The sequence below is a fragment of the Williamsia sterculiae genome, from assembly GCF_900156495.1.
GTDB classification, from domain to species: domain Bacteria; phylum Actinomycetota; class Actinomycetes; order Mycobacteriales; family Mycobacteriaceae; genus Williamsia_B; species Williamsia_B sterculiae.
The window spans coordinates 1-21621 of sequence record NZ_FTNT01000007.1 but is presented as its reverse complement, the minus strand read 5'-3'; the positions used below and the strand labels follow the sequence as shown (position 1 = coordinate 21621).

The 21621-nt window shown below is 69.9% G+C and carries 21 protein-coding genes; 6 read left to right on the top strand and 15 right to left on the bottom strand.

The genetic code is table 11. From position 1 onward, the window contains the following. Positions 1 to 20 precede the first annotated feature (20 nt). Positions 21 to 641: a L,D-transpeptidase gene (locus BW971_RS21700; protein ID WP_076480243.1), complete on the top strand. Its 621-nt coding sequence runs from the start codon at positions 21 to 23 to the stop codon at positions 639 to 641. Positions 642 to 668: 27 nt separating this feature from the next. On the opposite strand, the gene BW971_RS12125 is transcribed toward BW971_RS21700, so the two are convergent. The 6 genes from BW971_RS12125 to BW971_RS12100 all read right to left on the bottom strand — a co-directional run bounded on the left by BW971_RS12125 (position 669) and on the right by BW971_RS12100 (position 7132). Continuing rightward, complete coding sequence (locus tag BW971_RS12125; protein WP_076480241.1) at positions 669 to 1694, bottom strand: uroporphyrinogen decarboxylase/cobalamine-independent methonine synthase family protein; 1026 nt, start codon at positions 1692 to 1694, stop codon at positions 669 to 671. A gap of 62 nt (positions 1695 to 1756) precedes the next feature. Further along, the gene (gene mnmA, locus BW971_RS12120) at positions 1757 to 2893 is read right to left on the bottom strand and encodes a tRNA 2-thiouridine(34) synthase MnmA (protein ID WP_076479937.1); all 1137 of its coding nucleotides are present in this window, start codon (positions 2891 to 2893) and stop codon (positions 1757 to 1759) included. Further along, a complete protein-coding gene (locus tag BW971_RS12115) occupies positions 2893 to 4104 on the bottom strand; it encodes a cysteine desulfurase family protein (protein ID WP_076480239.1) in 1212 nt (403 codons plus the stop codon). The genes mnmA and BW971_RS12115 overlap by 1 nt, the downstream gene beginning before the upstream one ends. 82 nt (positions 4105 to 4186) lie before the next feature. Next, the gene (locus BW971_RS12110) at positions 4187 to 5128 is read right to left on the bottom strand and encodes a lysophospholipid acyltransferase family protein (RefSeq protein ID WP_083709861.1); all 942 of its coding nucleotides are present in this window, start codon (positions 5126 to 5128) and stop codon (positions 4187 to 4189) included. 212 nt (positions 5129 to 5340) lie between these two features. Continuing rightward, positions 5341 to 6306 carry an electron transfer flavoprotein subunit alpha/FixB family protein gene (locus BW971_RS12105; RefSeq protein ID WP_076479935.1) on the bottom strand — a complete coding sequence of 322 codons (966 nt, stop codon included), beginning with the start codon at positions 6304 to 6306 and terminating at the stop codon, positions 5341 to 5343. Positions 6307 to 6346: 40 nt separating this feature from the next. After that, positions 6347 to 7132, bottom strand: a complete 786-nt coding sequence (locus BW971_RS12100; RefSeq protein ID WP_076479933.1) for an electron transfer flavoprotein subunit beta/FixA family protein — start codon at positions 7130 to 7132, stop codon at positions 6347 to 6349. 315 nt (positions 7133 to 7447) lie between these two features. Here BW971_RS12100 and BW971_RS12095 point away from each other — a divergent pair, with 315 nt between their 5' ends. Genes BW971_RS12095 through BW971_RS12085 form a run of 3 tightly spaced genes read left to right on the top strand, consistent with a single transcriptional unit; the run spans position 7448 to position 10958 of the window. After that, on the top strand, positions 7448 to 8185 hold the full coding sequence (locus tag BW971_RS12095) for a class I SAM-dependent methyltransferase (protein WP_076480235.1): 738 nt from the start codon (positions 7448 to 7450) through the stop codon (positions 8183 to 8185). Continuing rightward, positions 8182 to 9708, top strand: coding sequence for a 1,4-alpha-glucan branching protein domain-containing protein (locus tag BW971_RS12090; protein WP_076479931.1), 1527 nt, complete (start codon positions 8182 to 8184; stop codon positions 9706 to 9708). The genes BW971_RS12095 and BW971_RS12090 overlap by 4 nt, the downstream gene beginning before the upstream one ends. Beyond that, positions 9705 to 10958: a glycosyltransferase family 4 protein gene (locus BW971_RS12085; protein ID WP_076479929.1), complete on the top strand. Its 1254-nt coding sequence runs from the start codon at positions 9705 to 9707 to the stop codon at positions 10956 to 10958. Before BW971_RS12090 ends, BW971_RS12085 begins: the two co-directional genes overlap by 4 nt. A 2-nt stretch (positions 10959 to 10960) precedes the next feature. Here BW971_RS12085 and BW971_RS12080 read toward each other — a convergent pair whose 3' ends face one another. After that, entirely contained in the window at positions 10961 to 11695 is a 735-nt protein-coding gene (locus tag BW971_RS12080; RefSeq protein ID WP_076479927.1) for an acyltransferase, read from the bottom strand. A gap of 57 nt (positions 11696 to 11752) precedes the next feature. Here BW971_RS12080 and BW971_RS12075 point away from each other — a divergent pair, with 57 nt between their 5' ends. Continuing rightward, positions 11753 to 13075 (top strand): outer membrane protein assembly factor BamB family protein, encoded by a 1323-nt coding sequence (locus tag BW971_RS12075; protein WP_076479925.1) that lies wholly within the window; start codon positions 11753 to 11755, stop codon positions 13073 to 13075. 6 nt (positions 13076 to 13081) lie between these two features. Here the strand turns inward: BW971_RS12075 and BW971_RS12070 are convergent, their stop codons facing one another. The 3 genes from BW971_RS12070 to BW971_RS12060 are packed head-to-tail and all read right to left on the bottom strand — an operon-like array spanning position 13082 to position 16109. Continuing rightward, positions 13082 to 14317 carry a class I SAM-dependent methyltransferase gene (locus BW971_RS12070; protein ID WP_076479923.1) on the bottom strand — a complete coding sequence of 412 codons (1236 nt, stop codon included), beginning with the start codon at positions 14315 to 14317 and terminating at the stop codon, positions 13082 to 13084. A 25-nt stretch (positions 14318 to 14342) separates the two neighbouring features. Next, positions 14343 to 15311, bottom strand: a complete 969-nt coding sequence (locus tag BW971_RS12065; protein ID WP_076479921.1) for a class I SAM-dependent methyltransferase — start codon at positions 15309 to 15311, stop codon at positions 14343 to 14345. Between the two features lie 9 nt (positions 15312 to 15320). Beyond that, on the bottom strand, positions 15321 to 16109 hold the full coding sequence (locus BW971_RS12060) for an enoyl-CoA hydratase/isomerase family protein (protein WP_076480233.1): 789 nt from the start codon (positions 16107 to 16109) through the stop codon (positions 15321 to 15323). Between the two features lie 259 nt (positions 16110 to 16368). On the opposite strand from BW971_RS12060, the gene ligD reads away from it, so the two are divergent. Then, entirely contained in the window at positions 16369 to 17316 is a 948-nt protein-coding gene (gene ligD / locus BW971_RS12055) for a non-homologous end-joining DNA ligase (RefSeq protein WP_076479919.1), read from the top strand. On the opposite strand, the gene BW971_RS12050 is transcribed toward ligD, so the two are convergent. From BW971_RS12050 to serB, 5 genes are read right to left on the bottom strand one after another with little or no spacing between them, the layout of a single operon-like run. Continuing rightward, on the bottom strand, positions 17304 to 18119 hold the full coding sequence (locus tag BW971_RS12050) for an NUDIX hydrolase (protein ID WP_076479917.1): 816 nt from the start codon (positions 18117 to 18119) through the stop codon (positions 17304 to 17306). The two genes, ligD and BW971_RS12050, sit on opposite strands and share 13 nt — an antisense overlap. After that, complete coding sequence (locus BW971_RS12045; protein ID WP_076479915.1) at positions 18116 to 18952, bottom strand: ABC transporter ATP-binding protein; 837 nt, start codon at positions 18950 to 18952, stop codon at positions 18116 to 18118. The genes BW971_RS12050 and BW971_RS12045 overlap by 4 nt, the downstream gene beginning before the upstream one ends. A gap of 50 nt (positions 18953 to 19002) precedes the next feature. After that, positions 19003 to 19446: a cupin domain-containing protein gene (locus BW971_RS12040; RefSeq protein WP_076479913.1), complete on the bottom strand. Its 444-nt coding sequence runs from the start codon at positions 19444 to 19446 to the stop codon at positions 19003 to 19005. After that, a complete protein-coding gene (locus tag BW971_RS12035) occupies positions 19443 to 20192 on the bottom strand; it encodes a peptidyl-tRNA hydrolase (protein ID WP_076479911.1) in 750 nt (249 codons plus the stop codon). The genes BW971_RS12040 and BW971_RS12035 overlap by 4 nt, the downstream gene beginning before the upstream one ends. Positions 20193 to 20196: 4 nt before the next feature. Beyond that, on the bottom strand, positions 20197 to 21456 hold the full coding sequence (serB, locus tag BW971_RS12030) for a phosphoserine phosphatase SerB (protein ID WP_076479909.1): 1260 nt from the start codon (positions 21454 to 21456) through the stop codon (positions 20197 to 20199). Between the last annotated feature and the right edge of the window lie 165 nt (positions 21457 to 21621).

Here is a 21621-nt window from a genome sequence, read left to right as displayed (position 1 = left end):
CCTGTGCCAAGGTGTACGTCATGGTTGAACGCGGTTCGGGGCCGCAGATCGCGGCGCTGCGTGAGCACCGGTGGACGGTGATGCTGGTCGTGGTCGCCGCCGTGGCCTCGGTGTTGGTGCTGGTCCAGGCCGTGCGCGGCCAGGAATCGTCGGCCCAGCTGGCCGCCACGGACGCGCCCGGCGGTGCCGTCGTGCCACCCGCCGCGGCCGCCACCCCTCCGCCGGTGCTGACCGCCGCGACCGATGCCTGCCGCGGGAACACCGCACCGCAGCTGGTGAAGGTCAGTCTGGGTCAACAGCACATGTGGATGTGTCAGCTCGACAAGCCGGTCGATCAATCACCGGTCACCACCGGCAGCGTGGACCGTGGTGACGGCACCCCTTTGGGAACGTGGCAGATCGAGAGCAGGGAGACCCGACGCTTCCTCGACGGTCCGGACTACCGGGTGTTCGTCGACTACTGGTTGCCGTTCTTCGAGGACTTCGGGTTCCACGATTCTCCGTGGCAGAAGTTCCCCTATGGCGATCGGTCGCTGTACAAGGTCGTCGGTTCACGCGGATGTGTACACGTACCGACGGACGCGATGGCCGCCCTGTACCGCTGGGCGAATGTGGGGACCACGGTCACCGTCACCACCTGAGCAGGGCTGGCGGGTGCGGATGCCGACTCAGATCGACGTCGGATCCGCGGCGAGTGCATCGGCGGCGCGCGAACAGAGGGTCAGTGCTGCCCGCACCCAGCCGTCGCCGGCCCCGGCCAATCCGCAGGACGGCGTGACGATCACCTGGTCCGCGAGTACCCGTCGCGGCAGCCCGATGCGATCGGTGAGCTCGGTGACAGACGACAGCACCCGCTCGACGGGGAGTTCCCCGACCGGAGCGGTCGACGGCACCACCCCCAGCGCGAGTACGGCCCCCGAGTCGAGATGCGCACCGACACCGTCGAGGTCGACGGTGCGCAACACCTCCGTCGACACCCCGAGGGCGACGCCGGACATGAGTCGTGCGAGGTCCCAGCGCGGGCGATCACAGTTGTGGATCAGCGCGTCGGCACCGATGGTGTCGATGGTCGCGAGCAGCGTTTCCGCCACATCCGAGACGGGCACCGCGTCGATCACGTCCAGCCTGCTCACAGGGCGGATGTGACCGTCGATGACCGCGCCGACCAGGGGCTCGTCGAGCTGCACGGTCACCTCCACCCCGAGTCGTCGGGCGACCTCGGCGGCGTGTGCGGCCACACCCTCGGCCAGCGAGGCGGCGACATCGGCCACCGCGGACCGGTCCCGCAGGATCTTGTGCCCACCCGGCAGTTCCACCGACGCGGCGAGGGTGAACGGCCCCACCGACTGCACCTTGAACACCTCACGCGAGCCATGCCTGCCCGCGACCTCCCACGCCTCCTCCATGGCGTCGAGATCGCGGGAAAGGTGGTCCCTGGCCGTCCGCATCAGCCCGGTGGGCCTGCTGGTCAGCCGGTACCCGGATGCGGCGACGTCCATCGGCAGGTCGACCAGGAGGGCGGCGGCGCGGCCGATCATGTCGGCGCCGAGTCCGCGTTGTGGCAACTCCGGCAGATGCGCCAACGGCAGTTCCCCGGTGACGATCGCGGCCGCTCGGCGGGCGTCGGTACCCGGCATGGAGCCGACCCCGGTGGCCGTGCCACCCGTCAGCGCCGTGGCCGTGCCACCCGTCAGCGCCGTGGCGGTGCCACCCGTGCGCACCGGTGCCGGATCGCCCGACGGTCGACCGCCGTCGGTCACCGCTGTGTCGCAGAACCGACGGTGGCCTCGACCGGGCGGTCACCGCGGGTGCCGCCGATACGACCGGAACCGATCACCAGGTCACCGCGGTCGGGATCGTCGGCGTACAACACGGCGGTCTGCCCGGCGGCCACGCCGGTGAGAGGTGTGTGCAGCGAGATCTCGATCATCGGAGAACCGTCCACGGTGATCGCCTCGGCGGTCACCGCCGCCATGCCGCCGTGCGCACGCACCTGCACCGTCGCCTCGAACGGCCCGTCCGGGGTGGTTCCCGACGTCCACACCGGACGTTCGACGCGAATCGACCACACCTGCAGGCGGTCGACGGAACCCACGGTCACCGTGCCGCTCGTCGGGTCGATGTCGGTGACATACCGCGGCTTGCCGTCGGCGGCGGGGGCGGAGATGCCCAGGCCCTTGCGTTGACCGATGGTGAAACCGTGCACGCCGTCGTGGTCGGCCAGGATGTCCCCGGAGTCGGCGTCGACCACCGTGCCGGTCCGCACCCCGATCCGCGCCCCGAGAAACGCGCGGGTGTCCCCGGACGGGATGAAGCAGATGTCGTGTGAGTCGGCCTTGTCCGCCACGGCGAGTCCGAGTGCGGCGGCCTCGTCACGGATCCCGCTCTTCCGCGTGTCACCGACGGGGAACATGGCGCGGGACAACTGCTCGCGGGTCAGCACCGCGAGCACGTAGGACTGGTCCTTGTCGACGTCGACGGCCCGACGCAGCTCACCACCGTGCAGGCGCGCGTAGTGGCCGGTCACCACGGCGTCGAAACCCAGTGCGACGGCGCGATCGGACAGCGCGGAGAACTTGATCTTCTCGTTGCAGGACACACAGGGGTTGGGGGTGCGACCGGCCGCGTAGTCGGCGACGAACTCGTCGATGACGTCCTCTTTGAACCGGTCCGCGAAGTCCCACACGTAGAACGGGATGCCCAGCACGTCCGCGACCCGCCGGGCATCGCCGGCGTCCTCCCGGGAACAGCATCCCCGCGACCCGGTACGCAGGGCACCGGGTGCGGTCGACAGGGCCAGATGTACACCCACCACGTCGTGTCCCTCGGCGACGGCGCGAGCTGCCGCCACCGATGAGTCGACGCCGCCGCTCATCGCGGCCAGGACCCGCATCAGCGTCGTCCTGCCGCGGTCAGACCGGCCATCCGGGCGCGGTCGACGACCTGACCGATCACGTCGGCGACCGCATCGACGTCGGCGTCGGAGTTGGTGGTGCCGACGGAGAAGCGCAACGACCCACGGGCGTCGTCGAGCGACGGGTTCATCGCCATCAGCACATGACTTGCCCGCGCGACCCCGGCCGTACACGCCGACCCGGTCGAGCACTCGATGCCGTTGGCGTCGAGCAGCATGAGCAGCGAATCCCCGTCGCAGCCGCGGAAGGAGACGTGCGCGTTGCCGGGCAGGCGGTCACTACCGGTGGCGCCGTTGACGCGGCTGTCGGGGACGGCCAGCAGAACGTCGAACAAGCGGTCTCGGATGGCACTGATCCGCGCGTACTCGGTGTCCATGTTCGCCGCCGACCAGCGGAGCGCCGCGGCCAGACCGGCCGCCGCGGCGACGTCGGGCGTGCCCGAGCGGACGTCGCGTTCATGACCGCCGCCGTGCAGCAGCGGCACGCAATCGACCTGCCTGCCGAGTAGCAGTGCACCGATACCGCGGGGTCCGCCGAACTTGTGCCCGGTCAGGGTCATCGCCGACAACCCGGACGCACCGAAGGCGACGGGGACATGACCGACCGCCTGCACCGCGTCCGAATGGATGGGGACCTCGAACTCCTGCGCGATCGCCGACAGTTCGGCGATCGGCTGGATGACACCGACCTCGTTGTTGGCCCACATCATCGAGACCACCGCGACCTCGTCGGGGTGGGCGGCCAACTCGGTGCGCAGGTCGGCCGGGTCGATGCGGCCGTCGGCGTCCACCGGCAGCAGCGACAGCCGCGCACCCTGGTGATCGGCGAGCCATTGCGCGGTGTCGAGAACCGCGTGATGCTCGACGGCGGAGACCACGATCCGGGTGCGCCGTGGGTCGGCGTCGCGGCGAGCCCAGAAGATCCCCTTGAGCGCGAGGTTGTCGCTCTCGGTGCCGCCGCTGGTGAAGATCACCTCGGACGGGCGGGCCCCGAGGTCGGCGGCGATCGACTCGCGGGCCTCCTCGAGGTGACGACGGGCCAGGCGGCCCGATCCGTGCAGGGAGGCGGGGTTGCGCGACGCGCTGAGCAGTCGGGTCATCGCCTCCACGGCGTCGGGAACCATGTCGGTGGACGCGGCGTGGTCGAGGTACACGGGACGGGACACGGTTACCCCACCGGTTGACGACATCACCGAACCAGGATAACGCGGACGTCGTTCCCGGCCATGTCCGGCGACCGTGAGCAGCGGCACCCCCGACGCCGCGGGGATGTCAGCCGGCCAGTGAGAGCCGGTCGACCGGGGTCGGGACGGTGATCGGATCCAGCGGCATCGCGCCACCGTGCACGAGCATGTCGTCGAGGTCGCCGAACACGATCCGTTCGCACCGCGCGGCCAGCTCACGGCGGTCGGTTCCCGCCGACTGGAGTTCGTGCAGACGCACCACCACGCGGATGTCGCGGCCACCCATGACCCGGGCCAACGGCCCGGTCAACGCGTCGTCGCCGACGAAGGCGGCCGTGGTGGTGGGACCGGATGCGTCCCGATAACCCACGTGCACCGGCAGCACCGGCATCGATGCGTCGATCGCGGCCTGGAACATGGCCGGACGGAACCGCCCCCACGACCGCCCGCACCAGGTGGTGCCCTCCGGGAACACCCCGACGGCGTCGTCGCCGTGCAACCCGTCGACCGCGGCGGCCACGGTGTCCGGGAGAGAACGCAGTTCTGAGCGACGGATGGGGATGATCCCGAAGGCGGACACCAGGGTTCGTAGCCCCGGTGCACCCGTCAGCTCGGCCTTGGCCACGAATCGCGCGGGCACCACCGACGCGATGGCCAGGATGTCGAGGATGGACGTGTGGTTGGCGACCACGAGGGCCACGCCTTTGCCCGCATGCGGACGCCGGTCGTCGATCTCGACCGTGACCCCCAACGCGCGCAGCAGCGTGCGCGCGGCCCACCGGACGTACCCACGGCGGATCAGGCGCGGGGTCGGACGGACGACCACCCCGACGAGCAGGCAGCCGAGTGCGGTGGACGTGGTCCGCGTCAACCGCCACCACCGCACCAGTCGGCGCACGGCGGTCACGGTGTCCACGCAGCCGGTCGCACACGGGCTGTGCGGCAGCCACGGATGGGCGAGGACAGGTAGTGCGCGGTCGTCGATGCGAGTGTCTGGGGGCCGGGTCTCTGATTCCAGCGAGGTCCGCATGCCCCAAGGTCTACGGGCCGACCGGTACCGCGCGCCCACCGTCGGGTGTCGTGTCCATGCACCGGCCGTGAACTCCGCGCAACGTGTGACCCATCTCTCCGTAACCGAGCCCACCCGCGACCCGGACCGAGCCAACCCGTGACCCGGGACAACGAAGGACCCCGGAGCCGATCGGCTCCGGGGTCCTTCGCGATGTTGCCGAGCGCGAGGAGTCAGCCCTTGCGCTTCTTCACCGCCTCGGTGAGCTGCGGTGCGACGTCGAACAGGTCACCGACGATGCCGAAGTCGGCGATCTCGAAGATCGGCGCCTCCTCGTCCTTGTTGACCGCGACGATGGTCTTCGAGGTCTGCATACCAGCACGGTGCTGGATGGCCCCGGAGATGCCCAGTGCCACGTACAGCTGCGGCGACACGGTCTTGCCGGTCTGACCGACCTGGAACTGACCGGGGTAGTAGCCCGAGTCCACCGCGGCGCGCGATGCACCCACGGCCGCACCCAGCGAGTCGGCCAGCGGCTCGATGACCTCGTGGAACTTGTCCTCCGACCCCACCCCGCGACCGCCGGAGACCACGATGGTGGCCTCGGTCAGCTCCGGACGGTCGCCGCCGACGTTCGGCTCGACCTTGGTGATCTTGGCCGCGTTGGCCACGGCGTCCGTCGACACCTGCTTGTCGACCCGCTCACCCGCTCCTGCCTGGGGTTCCGCCTCCACGCCACCGGGACGGATCGAGTAGATCGGCGTCGCGCCCGTCGCCTTGGCGTCGACGGTGAACGCGCCACCGAAGATACTGTGCACGCCCGTGGCGTCGTCTTTGAGATCGACGATGTCGCACAGCACGCCGGAGCCCAACCGCACCGCCAACCGTCCCGCGATCTCCTTGCCGTCGGCATTGGCCGCGACGATGATGCCCGCGGGTGAGACCTCGCCGGCCAGTTCGGACAGGATCGAGACCTTGGGTCCCACCAGGTAACCGTCCACGTCGTCGGACTCGGCGACGTAGATCTTCTCGGCGCCCGCCTCCTTGAGCGCGTCGGCGATGCTGTCGGTGGTGCCGGGCTTACCGGCGACCACGACCGACGGGGTGCCGATGGCGCGCGCCGCGGTGATCAGTTCATTGGTGACCTTCTTGAGGGCGCCTTCGGGGTCGACCTCGGCCAGTACCAGTACTTCTGCCATGTTCCTTCTCCTCGGAGTGTGGTCTGTGTCTGCCGCGGCGTCAGATGATCTTCTGGCCGACGAGGTACTCGGCGACCTTGTCGCCACCGTCACCCTCGTCGGTGACCTTCTCGCCTGCGGTCTTCGGCGGCTTCGGCGCGAACGACTCGACCTGGCTCAGCGTGGTGGCCAGCCAGTCGTCGTCACCCTCGACGCCGAGGTCGGCCAACGACACGACCTGCACTTCTTTCTTCTTCGCGGCCATGATGCCCTTGAAGGACGGGAACCGCGGCTCGTTGATCTTCTCGTTGACGCTGACGATCGCGGGCAGTGAGGCCTCCACGTGGAAGATGCCGTCGTCGGTCTCGCGCTCACCGGTCAGCTCGTCACCGGAGACGGTGAGCTTGCGCAGGTGGGTCAGGTGCGGCAACTCGACGAATTCCGCGATCATGGCCGGGATGGCGCCCATCCGGCCATCGGTCGCCTCGTTACCCGCGATCACCAGTTCCAGGCCCTCGATGGTGCCGAGCGCGCGGGCCAGCACGTAGGCGGTCTGCACCGCGTCGGCACCGTGCAGGGCGTCGTCCTGGATGTGGATGGCCTTGTCGGCACCCATCGACAACGCCTTGCGGATGGCGTCGGTGGCGCGGTCGGGTCCGGCGGTCAGGATGGTGACCTCACCCTCACCGGCTTCCTTGATCTGCAACGCCTCTTCGACGGCCCGCTCGTTGATCTCGTCGAGCACCGCGTCGGCGGACTCGCGGTCCAGCGTGTAGTCGGTGTCGGTGAGCTTGCGCTCGGACCAGGTGTCCGGCACCTGCTTGATCAGAACGACAATGTTCGTCATGGGTCTTCGTCGACCTCCTGCATCGGATTCGTGACAACTTACCGCTGGGTAAGAACTCTGGGGTTCCCACCACTCTATCGTCAACATGCAGCTCATCACACTTCCGCTGCGCCGCCGCGACCGGCCGCGGAAGGCACCTCGCACGGAACTCGGGCAACGGTCGGTGACGCCGCCCGCGGGCGGCGCACTAGGCTTCGCACGATGAACGACGCACATCCCGTCGCGCCGCACCCGGTCGCCGGGGCGTCCGCGACCCCCCATCCGCCGACCGCGCAGGCCCCGAGCCCGGGTGCCGGGACCACGGCCGGGACCCTGATGCTCACCGGTGAACGCACCGTCCCCGGCATCGAGACCGAGAACTACTGGTTCCGCAGGCACGAGATCGCCTATCGACAGATCCTCGACCTCTGCGCGGACCGCGACGTCCTCGAGGCCGGTTCCGGCGAGGGATACGGCGCGGACATGATCGCCGACGCGGCGCGGTCGGTGACCTGCGTGGACTACGACACGGCCGCGGTCGCCCACACCCGGGCCCGCTACCCACGGCTCACCGTGCACCAGGGCAACCTCGTCGACCTCCCGCTGTCCGACGCATCGGTGGACGTGGTGGTCAACTTCCAGGTCATCGAACACCTGTGGGATCAGCCCGCGTTCGTCGCCGAATGTGTCCGCGTGCTGCGTCCGGGCGGGTTGTTGCTGATCAGCACGCCCAACCGGATCACCTTCTCCCCCGGCCGCGACACCCCGCTCAACCCGTTCCACACCCGGGAGCTGAACGCGGCGGAATTGCGCGCACTGCTCACCGACGGTGGCCTACGCGTCCGGGAGATGCTCGGCGTCCACCACGGGACGCGGTTGGGCGACCTCGACGAGAAGTGGGGCGGCTCGATCATCGACGCCCAGATCGACCGCGCCCTGGCGGGAACGCCGTGGCCGGATGATCTGGCCGGCGACGTCGCCGCGGTGGCCGCCGACGACTTCGTGGTGACCCGCGAGGCGGACGCCGACATCGACGCGTCGCTCGACCTGTTCGCGATCGCCGAACGGGCATGACGGCGTCGGTTCCCGGACAGTTCTCCCTGGTCCTGCACTCGCACCTGCCGTGGTTGGCCAACCACGGTCGGTGGCCGGTCGGCGAGGAGTGGCTCTACCAGTCGTGGGCGGGTTCGTATCTGCCGGTCGTCGAGGCGCTGCGACGCCTGGCCGACGACGGTTTCACCGACCAACTGACGCTCGGGGTCACCCCGGTGCTGGCCGCCCAACTCGACGACCCGCACTGCCTGAGGTCGATGCACGAGTGGCTCGCCGACTGGCAATTGCGTGCTCGGGAGGCCGCGCAGACCCCCGACGGCGCCGTCCGCAGGCTGGGACATCGCGAACACCGCGCCGCCGCGGCCGCGCTGGGGACATTCGAGACGCGATGGCGGCACGGCGGTTCGGCTCCGCTGCGCGCACTGGTCGACGCCGGAACGGTGGAGTTGCTGTCCGGCCCACTGACCCACCCGTTCCAACCGCTGCTCGATCCGCGGTTACGGGAGTTCGGCTTGCGCGAGGGACTTGCCGACACCCGACTGCGGGTGGGACGTACGCCCGCAGGCATCTGGGCACCCGAATGCGGTTTCGCCCCCGGGATGGAGACTCTCTACGCCGCGGCCGGCGTACGGCACTTCTTGGTGGACGGGCCTGCCCTGCACGGCGATTCGGCACTCGGACGGACGGTCGGCGACAGCGACGTCGTCGCGTTCGCTCGTGATCTGCCGATCAGCTACCGGGTGTGGTCCCCGCGATCGGGCTATCCCGGACACGCGGCCTATCGCGATTTCCACACCTACCACCACGGCACCGGCCTCAAGGGGGTCCGCGTCACCGGGCGGTCGGTCGCCGGCGAGCAGAAGAAACCCTACGACCCCGACCGCGCCACGGCGGCGGTCAGCAGGCACGCGGCCGACTTCGTCGCCCACGTCCGCGACCGTCTCGTCGCCGAATCGGACCGTATCGGTCGGCCGGCCCTGGTGGTGGCCGCCTTCGACACCGAGCTGTTCGGACACTGGTGGTACGAGGGTCCACAGTGGCTGGAACAGGTGCTGCGACTGCTCCCCGAAGCGGGAGTCCGGGTGGGGTCGCTGCAGACCGCACGCGAGGGTGGCTTCGTCGGCGAACCCGTCCGCCTGGACGACAGCTCGTGGGGATCGGGCAAGGACTGGCGGGTGTGGAACGGTCCGCAGGTCGCCGATCTGGTGCAACTGAACCGCGAGGTGGTCTCCACCGCCCTGGACACCGTGGACAAGCGGCTGGCCCAACGCGGCGCACTCCGCGACCCCGTCAGCGACCAGGTACTCCGCGAGGCCCTGCTGACCGTGTCGTCGGACTGGGCGTTCATGGTGTCCAAGGACACCGCCGCGCAGTACGCCCGCGACCGGGCTTTCGAGCACGCCCACGCCACTCGCGAGATCTGCTGGGCCGCCGACGGCGGTCGTGAGTCACCGGCGCGCGATCTGGCGGCGGGTTGGGCGCGCCCGGACAACCAGTTCGCGGCCCTCGACGCCCGACGACTGCCCGGTACCGCCTGCGGATGAGAATCCTGCTCGTCTCCTGGGAGTACCCGCCGGTGGTGATCGGCGGGCTGGGTCGCCACGTCCACCATCTCGCCGAGAGTCTGGCCACCGCCGGTCACGACGTCGCGGTGCTCAGCCGTCGCCCCGGAGGCAGTGACGCGGCCACCGCACCCACCACCGACACCGTGGTCAACGGGGTGCGGGTGGTGGCGGTGGCCGAGGATCCGGCCGAGTTCGGGTTCGCCACCGACATGATGGCCTGGACGCTGGCCATGGGCCATGCGATGGTCCGGGCGGGTCTGCGGCTGTTGTCGAACGGTGGATGGGTACCCGACGTGGTGCATGCGCACGATTGGTTGGTCGCGCACGCGGCGATCGCGGTGGCCGAGTTCGCCGACCTACCGCTGGTCACGACCATCCACGCCACCGAAGCGGGCAGGCACAGCGGGTGGGTCTCCGGTCGGATCAACCGCCAGGTGCACTCGGTGGAGTGGTGGCTGGCCGCCGAGTCCGACGCGATCGTCACCTGCTCGACGTCGATGCGTGACGAGGTGAGCCGGCTGTTCGGTCCCGACCTCGCCGACATCACGGTGATCCACAACGGGATCGACACCACCGCCTGGCCGTACCGCCCGCGGCGGGAACGGTCCGGGCCTGCGCAGCTGCTGTACGCAGGACGCCTGGAGTACGAGAAGGGCATCCAGGACCTACTGGCCGCGCTGCCCAGGATCCGGCGCAGCCATCCCGGCACCACACTGGTGATCGCCGGTGACGGCACCCAGGAGACGTGGCTGCGCGAGCTCGTCCGCCGCCACCGGGTGACCCGCGCGGTCACCTTCGACGGGCGCGTGGACCACGCCCGGCTGGAGTCGCTGCTGGCCGACAGCGCCGCGATCGTGCTGCCCAGCCGATACGAACCGTTCGGGATCGTCGCGCTGGAGGCGGCGGCGAGCGGGACCCCGCTGGTCACCTCCACCGCGGGCGGTCTCGGCGAGGCGGTGACCGACGGGGTCACCGGGGTCACTTTCGCGCCGGGTGACGTGGCCGGACTCGCGAATGCGGCGCGTCGGGTGCTCGACGATCCGGCCGCCGCCCAACGCCGCGCCCGCGCCGCGTACGAACGACTGGGCGAGGACTTCACCTGGGAGTTGGTCGCCCGACGAACCGTCGCGGTCTATCAGCACACCAAACGACGGGTCCGCCACCCGCTGGGTCGCCCGGTCATCGCGGAACGACCCTTGCCCGAGAGAGACCCGGACCAGCAGAGCTGACGTCAGAGCTTCTCGCGCTTCTTGCGTTCGATGTCGGCCAGTGCCCGTTCCAGCTCGGCCCGGTCGGCGGCGCCGGCCTCCCAGGCCTGTCGGCGGTCGCGCACCACCCTCGCGGGTGCGCCGACCGCGATGGAGAAGTCCGGGATGACCCCTTTGACCACGGCATGGGCGCCGAGGACGCAGCCGCGCCCCACCACGGTGTCGCGGAGCACCGACACCTTGGCCGCGATCCAGGTGTCGGCGCCGATGCGCACCGGACCCTTGACGATGCCCTGGTCCTTGATGGGGCGGGTGACGTCGTCCATCCGATGGTCGAAGTCGGTGATGTAACACCAGTCAGCGACCAGCGTGGACGATCCGATCTCGATGTCGAGATAGGCGTTGACCACGTTGTTCTGCCCGAACACCACCTTGTCGCCGATGCGCAGCGACCCCTCGTGGCAGCGGATGTGGTTACCGTCGCCGATGTGCACCCAGCGGCCGATCTCCACCCGCGCCAGCTCCGGGTCGGTCACGAACTCGATGTCCTTGCCGAAGAAGACCATCCCGCGCAGCACCACCTCGGGATGGCGCAGCCGGAACCGCAGGAACCGGTAGTACCGGATCAGGTACCAGGGTGTGTAGGCCCGGTTGTCGCGAATCCACCGCAGCGTGGCCGGAGTCATGAAGCGAGGCTGCTCGCCGGCGTGACGACTGCGACGCGAGGTGCGCGGCATCGAGCCCGGATTGCGCGTCATGGGGACACACCCTAGACGAGCCGGGAGTGCCGAACGGCACACGATAGGCTTCACCGCATGCCGTCGACCGTCACCCGCCGTTGGACACATGCCCTGGTGACGGCAGCGGTTGCGACTCTTGCCATCAGCGCCTGTTCCGATGGCGCCGACGACGTCAGCGCACGCGCCTCCGTGGGCTGGTCGAGTTGGGGTGGTGACGCCGCGAACTCGAACTTCGCGTATCCCACCGTCGCATCGGACGTCGCCGTGCGATGGACCCGGCCCACCGGTGGACCGATCTCGGCGCCGGTCACGATCTCCGGGCGCAGCAACGTGGGGGTCACCTCCGACACGCCGTCGGGGTGCAACGTCTTCTACTTCGACCCGCGTGCCGGTCGCAAGAACTTCTGCACCCGGATGGCCTCCGGTGTCGAACTCAACGCCATGCTGGTCGACCAATCCGACAACGTGTACCTCGGTGAACCGGGCCGCTTCCTGGCCCTGAACGGTAGCGGCATCATCCGGTGGCGTTTCCCGACCATCGGCGCACCGCTGCCCGCCAAGTTCGCCGGTCCCGGACAGGTGCTGCTGGTCACCACGCAGGGGCAGGTGGTGCTCTTCGACGCCCAGACCGGCGATCCCATCGCCCCGGAGCTCGATCTGTATCCCGGCGCCGACCCCGCCAAACCCGCCGAGGGACTGGGCGACTGCATCACCGGCGGTCCGCACTGCCCGATAGCGACATCGCCCGCGGTGGACAGCGCGGCGCGGCGGTTCTACCTGAACATCTGGCCCAAAGGATCCATCGCATCACAGGTGCGCGCCCTGTCGTATGCGCCGGACAAGGGTGGGCGCACCATCCGGGAGGCGTGGAAGAGCGACATACCCGGGGGTGTGATCGGCGCCCCGACGCTGTCCGCCGACAACAAGACCCTGTACGTGTTCGGCAGGCTGGGCAGCCTGTACGCCATCGATGCCGCGACCGGGAAGCCCAAGTGGGACCAGTACATCGGCGGGTACGGGTTCGGCACGATGACCGTCTCCCCCGACGGACTGATCGTTCCCACCCCGGTGCTCGGCGGTCCGCTGCTGGCCCTGCGCGACAAGGGCACCAAAGCCGAGGTCGCCTGGCGGCGCGACGATCTCGGTGTCGTGGGACTGTCGACAGCGACACAGTCGAAGACCGTATGGGTCCCGGTACGCGACAAGGGCGGCGACGCATTGTCGTTGCGGGAGGTGTCCGCCGCCGACGGCAGGGATGTCCGGACGGTCGCGCTGCCGGGGTCTGTCGGTTTCGTCACCGGCGTCTCGGTGTCGGCAGCCGGACAACTCGCCACCGCCACCAATCTCGGCGAGGTGTACTTCCTCGACAAACCCCAGGCCAAGACACCGACGAGCTGAACCCGGTCACCCGGCTCGGCGCAGGACCTCCTCGAGAGCGGTGGTCTCGAGCACCGGGGCACGCACCCCGGGTCGGCAGATGAAGCCGACCGCGGTACGGCCGATGCGGGTGATGACGAGAGCCAGTGGCCGATCACCGGCGAGCCGCAGGCGGTTGCGCAGCCGATCGGGGTCGACATCCACCCCACGGACCAGGATCTCCAGGCTGCCGCAGTCGTGGTCCCGTAGCGCCCGTCGAAGGTGCTTCTCCGCGGTCGGGCACCGCTCGAGAATCTCGAATCCACGCTCGCCGGCCGGTATCCGATCGCCGGTGAGATGCGCGATCTGCGAGTCGATCTGCCACAGACCGTGCCGAGCGGCGAAGTGCCGCACCAGTCCGGCGCGGACCACGGCACCGTCGGGGTTGAACAGGTACCGTCCCGGCTCGGCCACCGCGACATCGTCCGACTCGATGTCGGTGATCTCGTGGGAACCACCGGTCGACCGCAGCACGGTGGCCCGTGCGGTCACCCCATCGACCGTCTCGGTCCAGACGACCGCCTCGCGCACACCACCGTCCAGCGACACCACCTGCACCTCCCCGGTGAGACCGAAGCGTTCACGCAGCGCCCGATGATCCAGTCCGGGTGCACATTTCACCACCAGTGGCCGGCCGGCGTACACATCCAACAGGTCGGGCAACGGTGGCGACAGATCCTCCAGCCGAAAGGTGCGTCCGCCGTCGGTGCGCCGCGCCGGGTCGGCGACCACCACGTCGGCGCGCACCGCAGGTGCGAGTGCGTCGGCGCGCACCAGCGGGATGTCGGGACAGTTGTGCCGGGCCATGGCCAATCGCACCGGGTCCAGGTCGGCACCGATCACCGCACCGATACCCGGCGTACGCGTCAGCTCACGGAGTTCGGCGCCGATCGAGCAGGTCACGTCGGCGACCGAGGCCCCAGGATACCGGCGCGCTACGGCGGCCGCGCGGACCGCGGCCACCGGGGTGGCGGTCGCCTGTTGGGCGGCGACGTCGGTGAGCAACAGTCGCCCGGCGTCCCGCAGGCGTCCGCTCGCCCGACGCCGCGCGCGGACCGTCTCGATCAGCGCGGCCTCCCGACCCGGGAACCGCCTGCGCAGGTCGGCCAGATCGGCGATCAGCGAATCAGACTGCAGCGACTTGCCGTCGGCCACCCGGAGCGCCTCTGTGCCGTCGGCCGAGGCGAGGTGGCGGACGTCCTCGATCGTGAGCTCGTAGGCCACCGCGTGAGCTCGTCGGCCGTCGGGATCAGGCGCCCGCGGCGGACTTGGTGCCGGTGATCATCACGTTGTAGAAGAACTTCTGCGGGACCACCCGGTGCAGCACGTGGTCGTCCAACCAGGACAGCCTCCTCCACCCGCCGAATGCGAAACGCGCCCATCCCCAGCCCAGTTTCTCCGGCGGCACCGCGGCCTCGAAGGTCCGCACCGGCCATCCCAGCAACGCGGCAGCGAGTTCCTCGGTGGCGGTCTCGACGTGCACAGCACCGGCACGGCGGGCGGTGTCGGCGAGGTCGGCGGGGTCGAAGGTGTGGATGTCCACCACGGCCTCCAACGCGGCGGCCCGCGACGACTCGTCGAGTTCCTCCTGGGGGCGACGCCACGATTGTAGGGGTCCCCACCTGGTGACCGTGGTGGTCGCGGCCCAGGTGGCCCGCGACACCCAGCGGGCGTAGAAATCACCGATGGTCGACGGTTCACCGGCGAAGACGAACCGCCCGCCCGGTTTCAGCACCCGCAGCACCTCGGCCAACGCCTGCTGTACGTCGGGGATGTGGTGCAGCACCGCATGTCCCACCACCAGGTCGAAGGTGTTGTCGTCGTAGGGGATGGTTTCCGCGTCGGCGACCCGGCCGTCGACCTGCAGGCCCAGGTTCTGCGCGTTCCGCAACGCGACCTTGACCATGCCGGGCGACAGGTCGGTGACCGATCCCGTCTCGGCCACCCCGGACTGCATGAGGTTCAGTAGGAAGAAACCGGTGCCGCACCCCAGTTCGAGCGCCCGCCCGTACGGCAGCGGCTCGTCGCCGACGATGGCGTCGAATCGGCCACGCGCGTAGTCGATGCATCGCTCGTCGTAGGAGATGGACCATTTGTCGTCGTAGGTCTCGGCCTCCCAGTCGTGGTAGAGCACCTGGGCGAGTTTGGTGTCCTGCAGTGCGGCCTGTACCTCGTCGGCGGTGGCGTGCGGGTGCGGCGCGGGGTCTGTCGTGGTCATGGGTACTGCCTACTCTCCGGTGAATTCGGCCTTGCCGGGACCGTTCTCGATGAACGAGGTCATCCCGATGGCCCGGTCCTCGGTCGCGAACAGCGAGGCGAAGACCTGGCGTTCGATCTTCAACCCGGTGCCCAGGTCGGTGTCGAGGCCCTGGTCGATCGCGGCCTTGGCGCCGGCCAACGCGACGGCGGCGGCCGAGGAGAACTGTGCGGCCCAGGCCACGGCCGCGGTGTACACGTCGTCGGGGGCGACCACCTCGTCGACGAGCCCGATGGACAACGCCTCCTCGGCGCCGACGAAGCGGCCGGTGAAGACCATGTCCTTGGCCCGCGACGGTCCGATGAGCCGGGCCAGTCGTTGGGTACCACCGCCACCGGGGATCACACCGAGCAGGATCTCCGGGACGCCGAGCTTGGCGTTGTCCCCCGCGATTCGCCGGTCGGCGGCCAGTGCGATCTCCAGGCCCCCGCCGAGGGCGTAGCCGGTGATCGCCGCGACCGTCGGTTTGGGGATCGTCGACAGCGCGCCGAGCCCCTCCTGCAGATCGCCCGCGAGCTTGCTCATCTCGGCGAACGACATGTCGTTCATCTCCTTGATGTCCGCACCGGCGGCCAGCACCTTGGGCCCGCCGTAGAGAACCACCGCGCGGATGTCGTCGCGGACGGTCGCCTCGCGGGCCACCTCGAGCAGCTCGCGCTGAAGCTGCCGGTTGAGGGCGTTCATCGGCGGTCGGTTCAGCAGGATGGTCCCCACACCGGGCGCGTCGTCGCTGGTCTCGAGGGTGACAAACTCAGGCATGCCGGGAACGTTACCGGGTGAGCGCCACCGGTCGATGTCGAGGGAGTCGGTCGGGAGCGCGGTGCCCGACCCGTACGACGGTTTTCCCGCCGAATCCGTGAAGTCCCGCCGATGCATCGCCAGGACATCCCGACAATTGCGGGATATCGGATTTCCCGCAGTTTTCGGGGAGTCGCGCCTGCCACTGCCCCGGGCCGGAGCACCCGCACGCCGGCGGGGCCACGATTAGGCTTGCGGACGAGTCGGACACGGGAGGGTGATGGGCGAGCGGATCGAACTCATCGTCGGTGACCGGACGGTGTCGGTGTCGAGCCCCGACCGCGTGTACTTCCCCACCCGCGGTGAGACCAAACTCGACCTCGTCGAGTACTACCTGTCGGTCTCCGATGGCATCGTCCGCGCCCTGCGCGACCGACCCTGCATGCTGCATCGCTTCCCCAAGGGGGTGGCCGGGCAGAAGGTGCATCAGAAGCGCATCCCGGCCGGGGCACCGCCGTGGGTACAGACGGTGAACATCTACTTCCCGCGGTACGGCCGTACCGCCGACGAGTTGTGTGTCACCGAACTCGCCGACGTGATCTGGGCGACCCAGATGTCGACCGTGGAGTTCCACCCGTGGAACTCGCGCCGCTTCGACACCGAGAAGCCCGACGAATGGCGTATCGATCTCGACCCGATGCCCGACTGTTCGTTCGACCGGGTACAACGCAGCGCCCACGTGGTCCACGAGGTACTCGACGAGCTCGGGATCCGGGGGTTTCCCAAGACCTCCGGCGGGCGCGGGCTGCACGTGTACGTGCGGATCGTCCCGGAATGGGGGTTCACGCAGGTGCGTCGCGCGGCGCAGGCGTTCGCCATGGAGGTCGAACGACGCAATCCGGCCGAGATCACCACCACCTGGTGGCGCAAGGACCGTGATCCGGCCGCGGTGTTCGTCGACTACAACCAGAACACTCGTGACCACACCATCGCCGCGGCCTACTCGGTACGCGGCAATCCGGAGGCCACGGTCTCCACACCGATCGCGTGGGCGGAGATCGACGACATCGACCCCCGCGACTTCACCATCGCGACCGTGCCCGCACGTTACGCCCGCCTCGGCGACCTGCACGCCGAGATCGATGACGAGGCCTTTCGGCTCGACACCCTGCTGGAGTGGGCGGACCGGGCGGAGTTGGAGGAGTCCGGGCCCGATCAGGGCAGCTGAACGCCGGTGCGCGCGCCGAGATAGTCGGCGTCGCCGTCGAACACGATGCGGGTGTGCGTACCGTCCGACACGATCGTCGGCTGGATCGGTTCGATCACCGACTCGGCGGCCATGGCGTCGGCGACCGTGCGGAAACCGTCCAGATACCGCAGCTGCGCCCAGGTGGGTGGCAACAGGTGGTGGCGTCCCGCGGCCCAGGCGTCCAGTGCGGCTCGCGGCGTCGACCATCCGGTCTCGGCGGCCTCGGTGGTCTCGCCGTCCGCGTTCTGCCCCTCGGGCAGGGCGGCGAGGAAGAACCGTGTGTCGTACCTGCGCGACTCGGCCTCCGGGGTGATCCAGTGCGCCAGCGGACGGATCAGGTCGGCGCGCAGGGTGAGCCCACGATCGCGCAGAAAGGTCGCGACCGACAGCGTCTTGGCCTCCAGCGCACGTCGGTCGGCCTGCAGGGCCCCGACGTCGGGGAAGGTGCCCGACGAGTCGGTGGCCAGCAACACCCCACACTCCTCGAAGGTCTCCCGGACCGCGGCGCAGACCAGGGCCTGGGTGGTCGCGACGTCGGCGCCCAGCGACGACGCCCACTCGTCGGGATCCGGCCCCGTCCACGGGAGGGCGACGGTGCCGTGGGTGGGACGGGCATCGGTCGGGTCGACACCACCGCCGGGGAACACCGTCATCCCACCCGCGAAGGCCATCTGCCGGACTCGGCGCATCAGGAACACCTCGACACCCGTGCCGGCTCGACCGAACTGCTCACCGTCGCGGATGAGGACGACGGTGGCCGCGTCCCGGACGGGCGTGGTCACCGGGCGCGCCGGTGGCCACCCGACCGCCGGGACCGCCGGGCGAACCAGCGCCGGCCGTCGCGGGTGACGGTGATGGCCTGACTGAAGGTGTCGGACAGGTTCTTCGACGTCAGCACCTCCTCGAGCAGACCCTGCGCGACCACCCCACCCTCACGCAGCAGCATCGCGTGGGTGTACCCCTCGGGGATCTCCTCCACGTGGTGGGTGATGAGCACCGAGGCGGGGGCGTCCGGGTCGAGGGCCAGCGCCGACAGGCGCGCGACGAGTTCTTCGCGGCCGCCCAGGTCGAGCCCGGCGGCGGGTTCGTCCAGCAGGAGCAGTTCGGGGTCGGTCATCAAGGCCCGGGCGATCAGCACCCGCTTGCGCTCCCCCTCCGACAGGGTGCCGAATCGCCGGTCGGCGAGGTGTTCCGCGCCCATCGACTCCAGCGTCTCCACGGCCTGTTCGCGGTCCACCTCGTCGTATTCCTCGCGCCACCGGCCGAGCACCGCGTACCCCGCCGAGATGACCAGATCCGATACCGGCTCGTCGGCGGGGACGCGCCCGGCCATCGCCGACGACGAGGTGCCGATCCGCGTGGTCAACTCCCGCAGGTCGACGGTGCCGAGGCGCTCGCCGAGGACGTGAGCGGACCCTGAGCTCGGATGCAGCTCGGCCGCGGCCATCCGCAGCAGCGACGTCTTCCCTGCCCCGTTGGGCCCCAGGACCACCCAGCGTTCGTCGAGTTCCACCTGCCAGTCGACCGGGCCGACGAGGGTGGTTCCGCCGCGGACGAGGCTCACGTCCTCGAAGTCGATGAGGAGATCGGGATCGGTGTCACGCACGTGGTCCATCGTGCCGCACCACGGCGGTACGGACCCGGATACCGGGCGGATCGGCCGCGTCAGGCGAGGCTGAAGTCGTCGAAGTCGAACCCCGGGACCACGATGCAACTGACCAGTGCGGGTTCGTCGTCGATCGGCCGGGCGCTCTGCCACTCCCCCGGGGCGATGATCGCCTGGGGTCGTTGGCCACGTTCGACGGCCGGGCCGAGGATCTCCACCCCGGCGGGCTCCGGACCCTCCCCGAGTCCGCCGCGACCGAGTTCGAGCGCCGATCCCCGGTGGTGCAACCAGATCTCGGCGCTACGGACGCGGTGCCAGGCGGATTCCTCACCCGGCAGCAACAGGAACAGCACAGCGGTCGCACCAGCCCGCGCCCCTGAGTAGCCGAGGGGCAGAACATGTTCCGGCAGTTCGAGTTCGCTGGCCCAGGTCTGCCGGTACCAACCGCCTTCCGGATGCGGGTTCAGGTCCAATTCGACGGCCCAGTCGGGTAACTCGGTCATGGCACCAGCCTAGAGGCGCGAGCAGCGATGACGGTCACCGATCCCGGCGCGATCTCGGTGTACCCCGCGTCACGGACCGCAACCGCCGTACCGTCGTCGTCGTCGGCCGCGCGGAGCAGCTCCCGCCAGCCGTCGCCGGTCACCGAACACACCGACAGTGGACAGGCGTCGTCGTACCACCGCTCTGCCTCGTCGGAGGGGAACAGTCCGGCCGCGAGCATCGACCCGTGGCCGACCTGAGCGGCGAGTTTGCCGACGGTCATGGTCAGGCCGGGATTCACCGCGAGGACGACGGGCCCGACGTCGGCCGCGGAGCGCAGCGCCGGTAGGTCACCGGACAGGTCGGTGCCGCCGATCTGCAGCCGAGCGATCCGGCGATCCACCGCGCCGACGGGTCCGGGCAGGATCGCCCGCGCCGCACCGGTCCCGTCCTCGGTGGTGACCCCGTCCACGTCACCGGCGGCGACCCAGTGGGTGCCGCGGGCGCGTCGGGCGATCTTGCGGATACGCGCCCCACACCAGGAATCCAGGGCGGACGCCCACGGTCCACCGGGGTCGCCCCGCTCGTCCAGGCACAGCAGCACCGCGGCGCGGGCCGCCGCGACCAGCAGGTCGGCACGCGCGGGCGGGTCGGACTTCTCGATACGGACGATCACCGGCATCGCCAGCACGTCGGCAGGATCATCCGGGTCGATGCGGTTGCCGGTACGGTCCACCAACCGGCGATAACGGTCGTCGAAGGTCACCGGGTCAGGCCAACGGAACGCGTCGTATCAAACCGTCCACGGCGTCGGCGGCCTCGATCTCGTCGCGGGTCACGCCGAGGATGAACAGGACCGCGTCGAGGAACGGATACGACAGGGCGGCATCGGCGACCTCGGCCAGGGCCGGCTTGGCGTTGAAGGCGATCCCCAACCCGGCGACGGTGAGCATGTCGATGTCGTTGGCACCGTCGCCCACGGCGACGGTCTGTTCCAACGGCACCCCGGTCTGGTCGGCGAAGGCCCGCAGCGCCCGGGCCTTGGCCGGCCGATCGACGACCTCGCCGATCACCCGCCCGGTGAGCTTGCCGTCGACGATCTCCAGGGTGTTGGCGCGCACGAAGTCCAGTTCCAACTCGTGCGCGAGCGGGTCGATGACCTGACGGAATCCGCCCGACACCACGCCGCAGTGGTAACCGAGACGGCGCAGGGTGCGCACGGTGGTGCGCGCGCCCGGGGTGAGCTCCAGGTCTGCGGCCACCTCCTCGAGAATCGAGGCGTCGAGACCCTCGAGGGCCGCGACCCGCCGGTGCAGCGACTCACCGAAGTCGATCTGGCCGCGCATGGCGGCCTCGGTGACGGCGGCGACCTCCGCTTCGCGACCGGCGTACGCGGCGAGCATCTCGATGACCTCACCCTGGATCAGGGTGGAGTCGACGTCGAACACGACGAGCCGTTTCGCACGCCGGGCCAGCCCGCCACGTTCGACCGCCACGTCGATGCCGTGTCGGGCGGCGACGGCGGCCAGTCCCTTGCGCAGCGCGGCGTCGGCGGCCACATCGTCGCGGTCGACGCTGATCAGCAGCTCCAGACCGGTGAGCGGGTAGTCGGCGATACCGCGGATGGAGTCGATGTTGCCGCCCTGACCTGCCAGTTCGGCGGCGATGGCCCGGAAGGCGCGTGCGGTGATGGGGCTGCCGAGGATCACCACGGCATGGCTGGACACCGAACGGGACGCCGTCAATCCCTCGCCGGTCTCGACGATGACCTCCATGTCCACCGAGGTCATCGCCTGCTCGACCACGTCCTGAAGGTGTTCGGGATCACCGTCGGTCGACACCAGCACACCGAGGGTCAACCGGTTGCGGATCACCACCTGTTCCACGTCGTACAGGCTGACCGGTTCGGTCGCGAGAGCACCGAAGAGCACCGAGGTGACCCCTGGCCGGTCGGGGCCGGTGACGGTGACCAACACCGTCGTCGACGGCCCGGCCGGCCGGGGAGATCGGTTCTCCGCGGTCCCGGTCACCGGACCTGGTCGTTGGGGACGCCGCTGGACAGCGGGCCGCTACCCCCGGCGTGTTCGACCTCGGTACGGGCACCGTGGCTGGTGCCGCCGCCGACGTGGGCTTCGGCGTGGATGCGTTCGATCATGTGCGGGTAGTGCAGTTCGAACGCGGGGCGTTCCGACCGG

Bases quoted from the DNA above. Each gene is read 5' to 3' on its own strand.
- BW971_RS21700 (WP_076480243.1), top strand. From the start codon at position 21: ATGGTTGAACGCGGTTCGGGGCCGCAGATCGCGGCGCTGCGTGAGCAC.
- mnmA (WP_076479937.1), bottom strand. From the start codon at position 2,893: ATGCGGGTCCTGGCCGCGATGAGCGGCGGCGTCGACTCATCGGTGGCG.
- BW971_RS12115 (WP_076480239.1), bottom strand. From the start codon at position 4,104: ATGTCGTCAACCGGTGGGGTAACCGTGTCCCGTCCCGTGTACCTCGAC.
- BW971_RS12110 (WP_083709861.1), bottom strand. From the start codon at position 5,128: ATGCGGACCTCGCTGGAATCAGAGACCCGGCCCCCAGACACTCGCATC.
- BW971_RS12105 (WP_076479935.1), bottom strand. From the start codon at position 6,306: ATGGCAGAAGTACTGGTACTGGCCGAGGTCGACCCCGAAGGCGCCCTC.
- BW971_RS12100 (WP_076479933.1), bottom strand. From the start codon at position 7,132: ATGACGAACATTGTCGTTCTGATCAAGCAGGTGCCGGACACCTGGTCC.
- BW971_RS12095 (WP_076480235.1), top strand. From the start codon at position 7,448: ATGCTCACCGGTGAACGCACCGTCCCCGGCATCGAGACCGAGAACTAC.
- BW971_RS12090 (WP_076479931.1), top strand. From the start codon at position 8,182: ATGACGGCGTCGGTTCCCGGACAGTTCTCCCTGGTCCTGCACTCGCAC.
- BW971_RS12085 (WP_076479929.1), top strand. From the start codon at position 9,705: ATGAGAATCCTGCTCGTCTCCTGGGAGTACCCGCCGGTGGTGATCGGC.
- BW971_RS12080 (WP_076479927.1), bottom strand. From the start codon at position 11,695: ATGACGCGCAATCCGGGCTCGATGCCGCGCACCTCGCGTCGCAGTCGT.
- BW971_RS12075 (WP_076479925.1), top strand. From the start codon at position 11,753: ATGCCGTCGACCGTCACCCGCCGTTGGACACATGCCCTGGTGACGGCA.
- BW971_RS12065 (WP_076479921.1), bottom strand. From the start codon at position 15,311: ATGACCACGACAGACCCCGCGCCGCACCCGCACGCCACCGCCGACGAG.
- BW971_RS12060 (WP_076480233.1), bottom strand. From the start codon at position 16,109: ATGCCTGAGTTTGTCACCCTCGAGACCAGCGACGACGCGCCCGGTGTG.
- ligD (WP_076479919.1), top strand. From the start codon at position 16,369: ATGGGCGAGCGGATCGAACTCATCGTCGGTGACCGGACGGTGTCGGTG.
- BW971_RS12045 (WP_076479915.1), bottom strand. From the start codon at position 18,952: ATGGACCACGTGCGTGACACCGATCCCGATCTCCTCATCGACTTCGAG.
- BW971_RS12040 (WP_076479913.1), bottom strand. From the start codon at position 19,446: ATGACCGAGTTACCCGACTGGGCCGTCGAATTGGACCTGAACCCGCAT.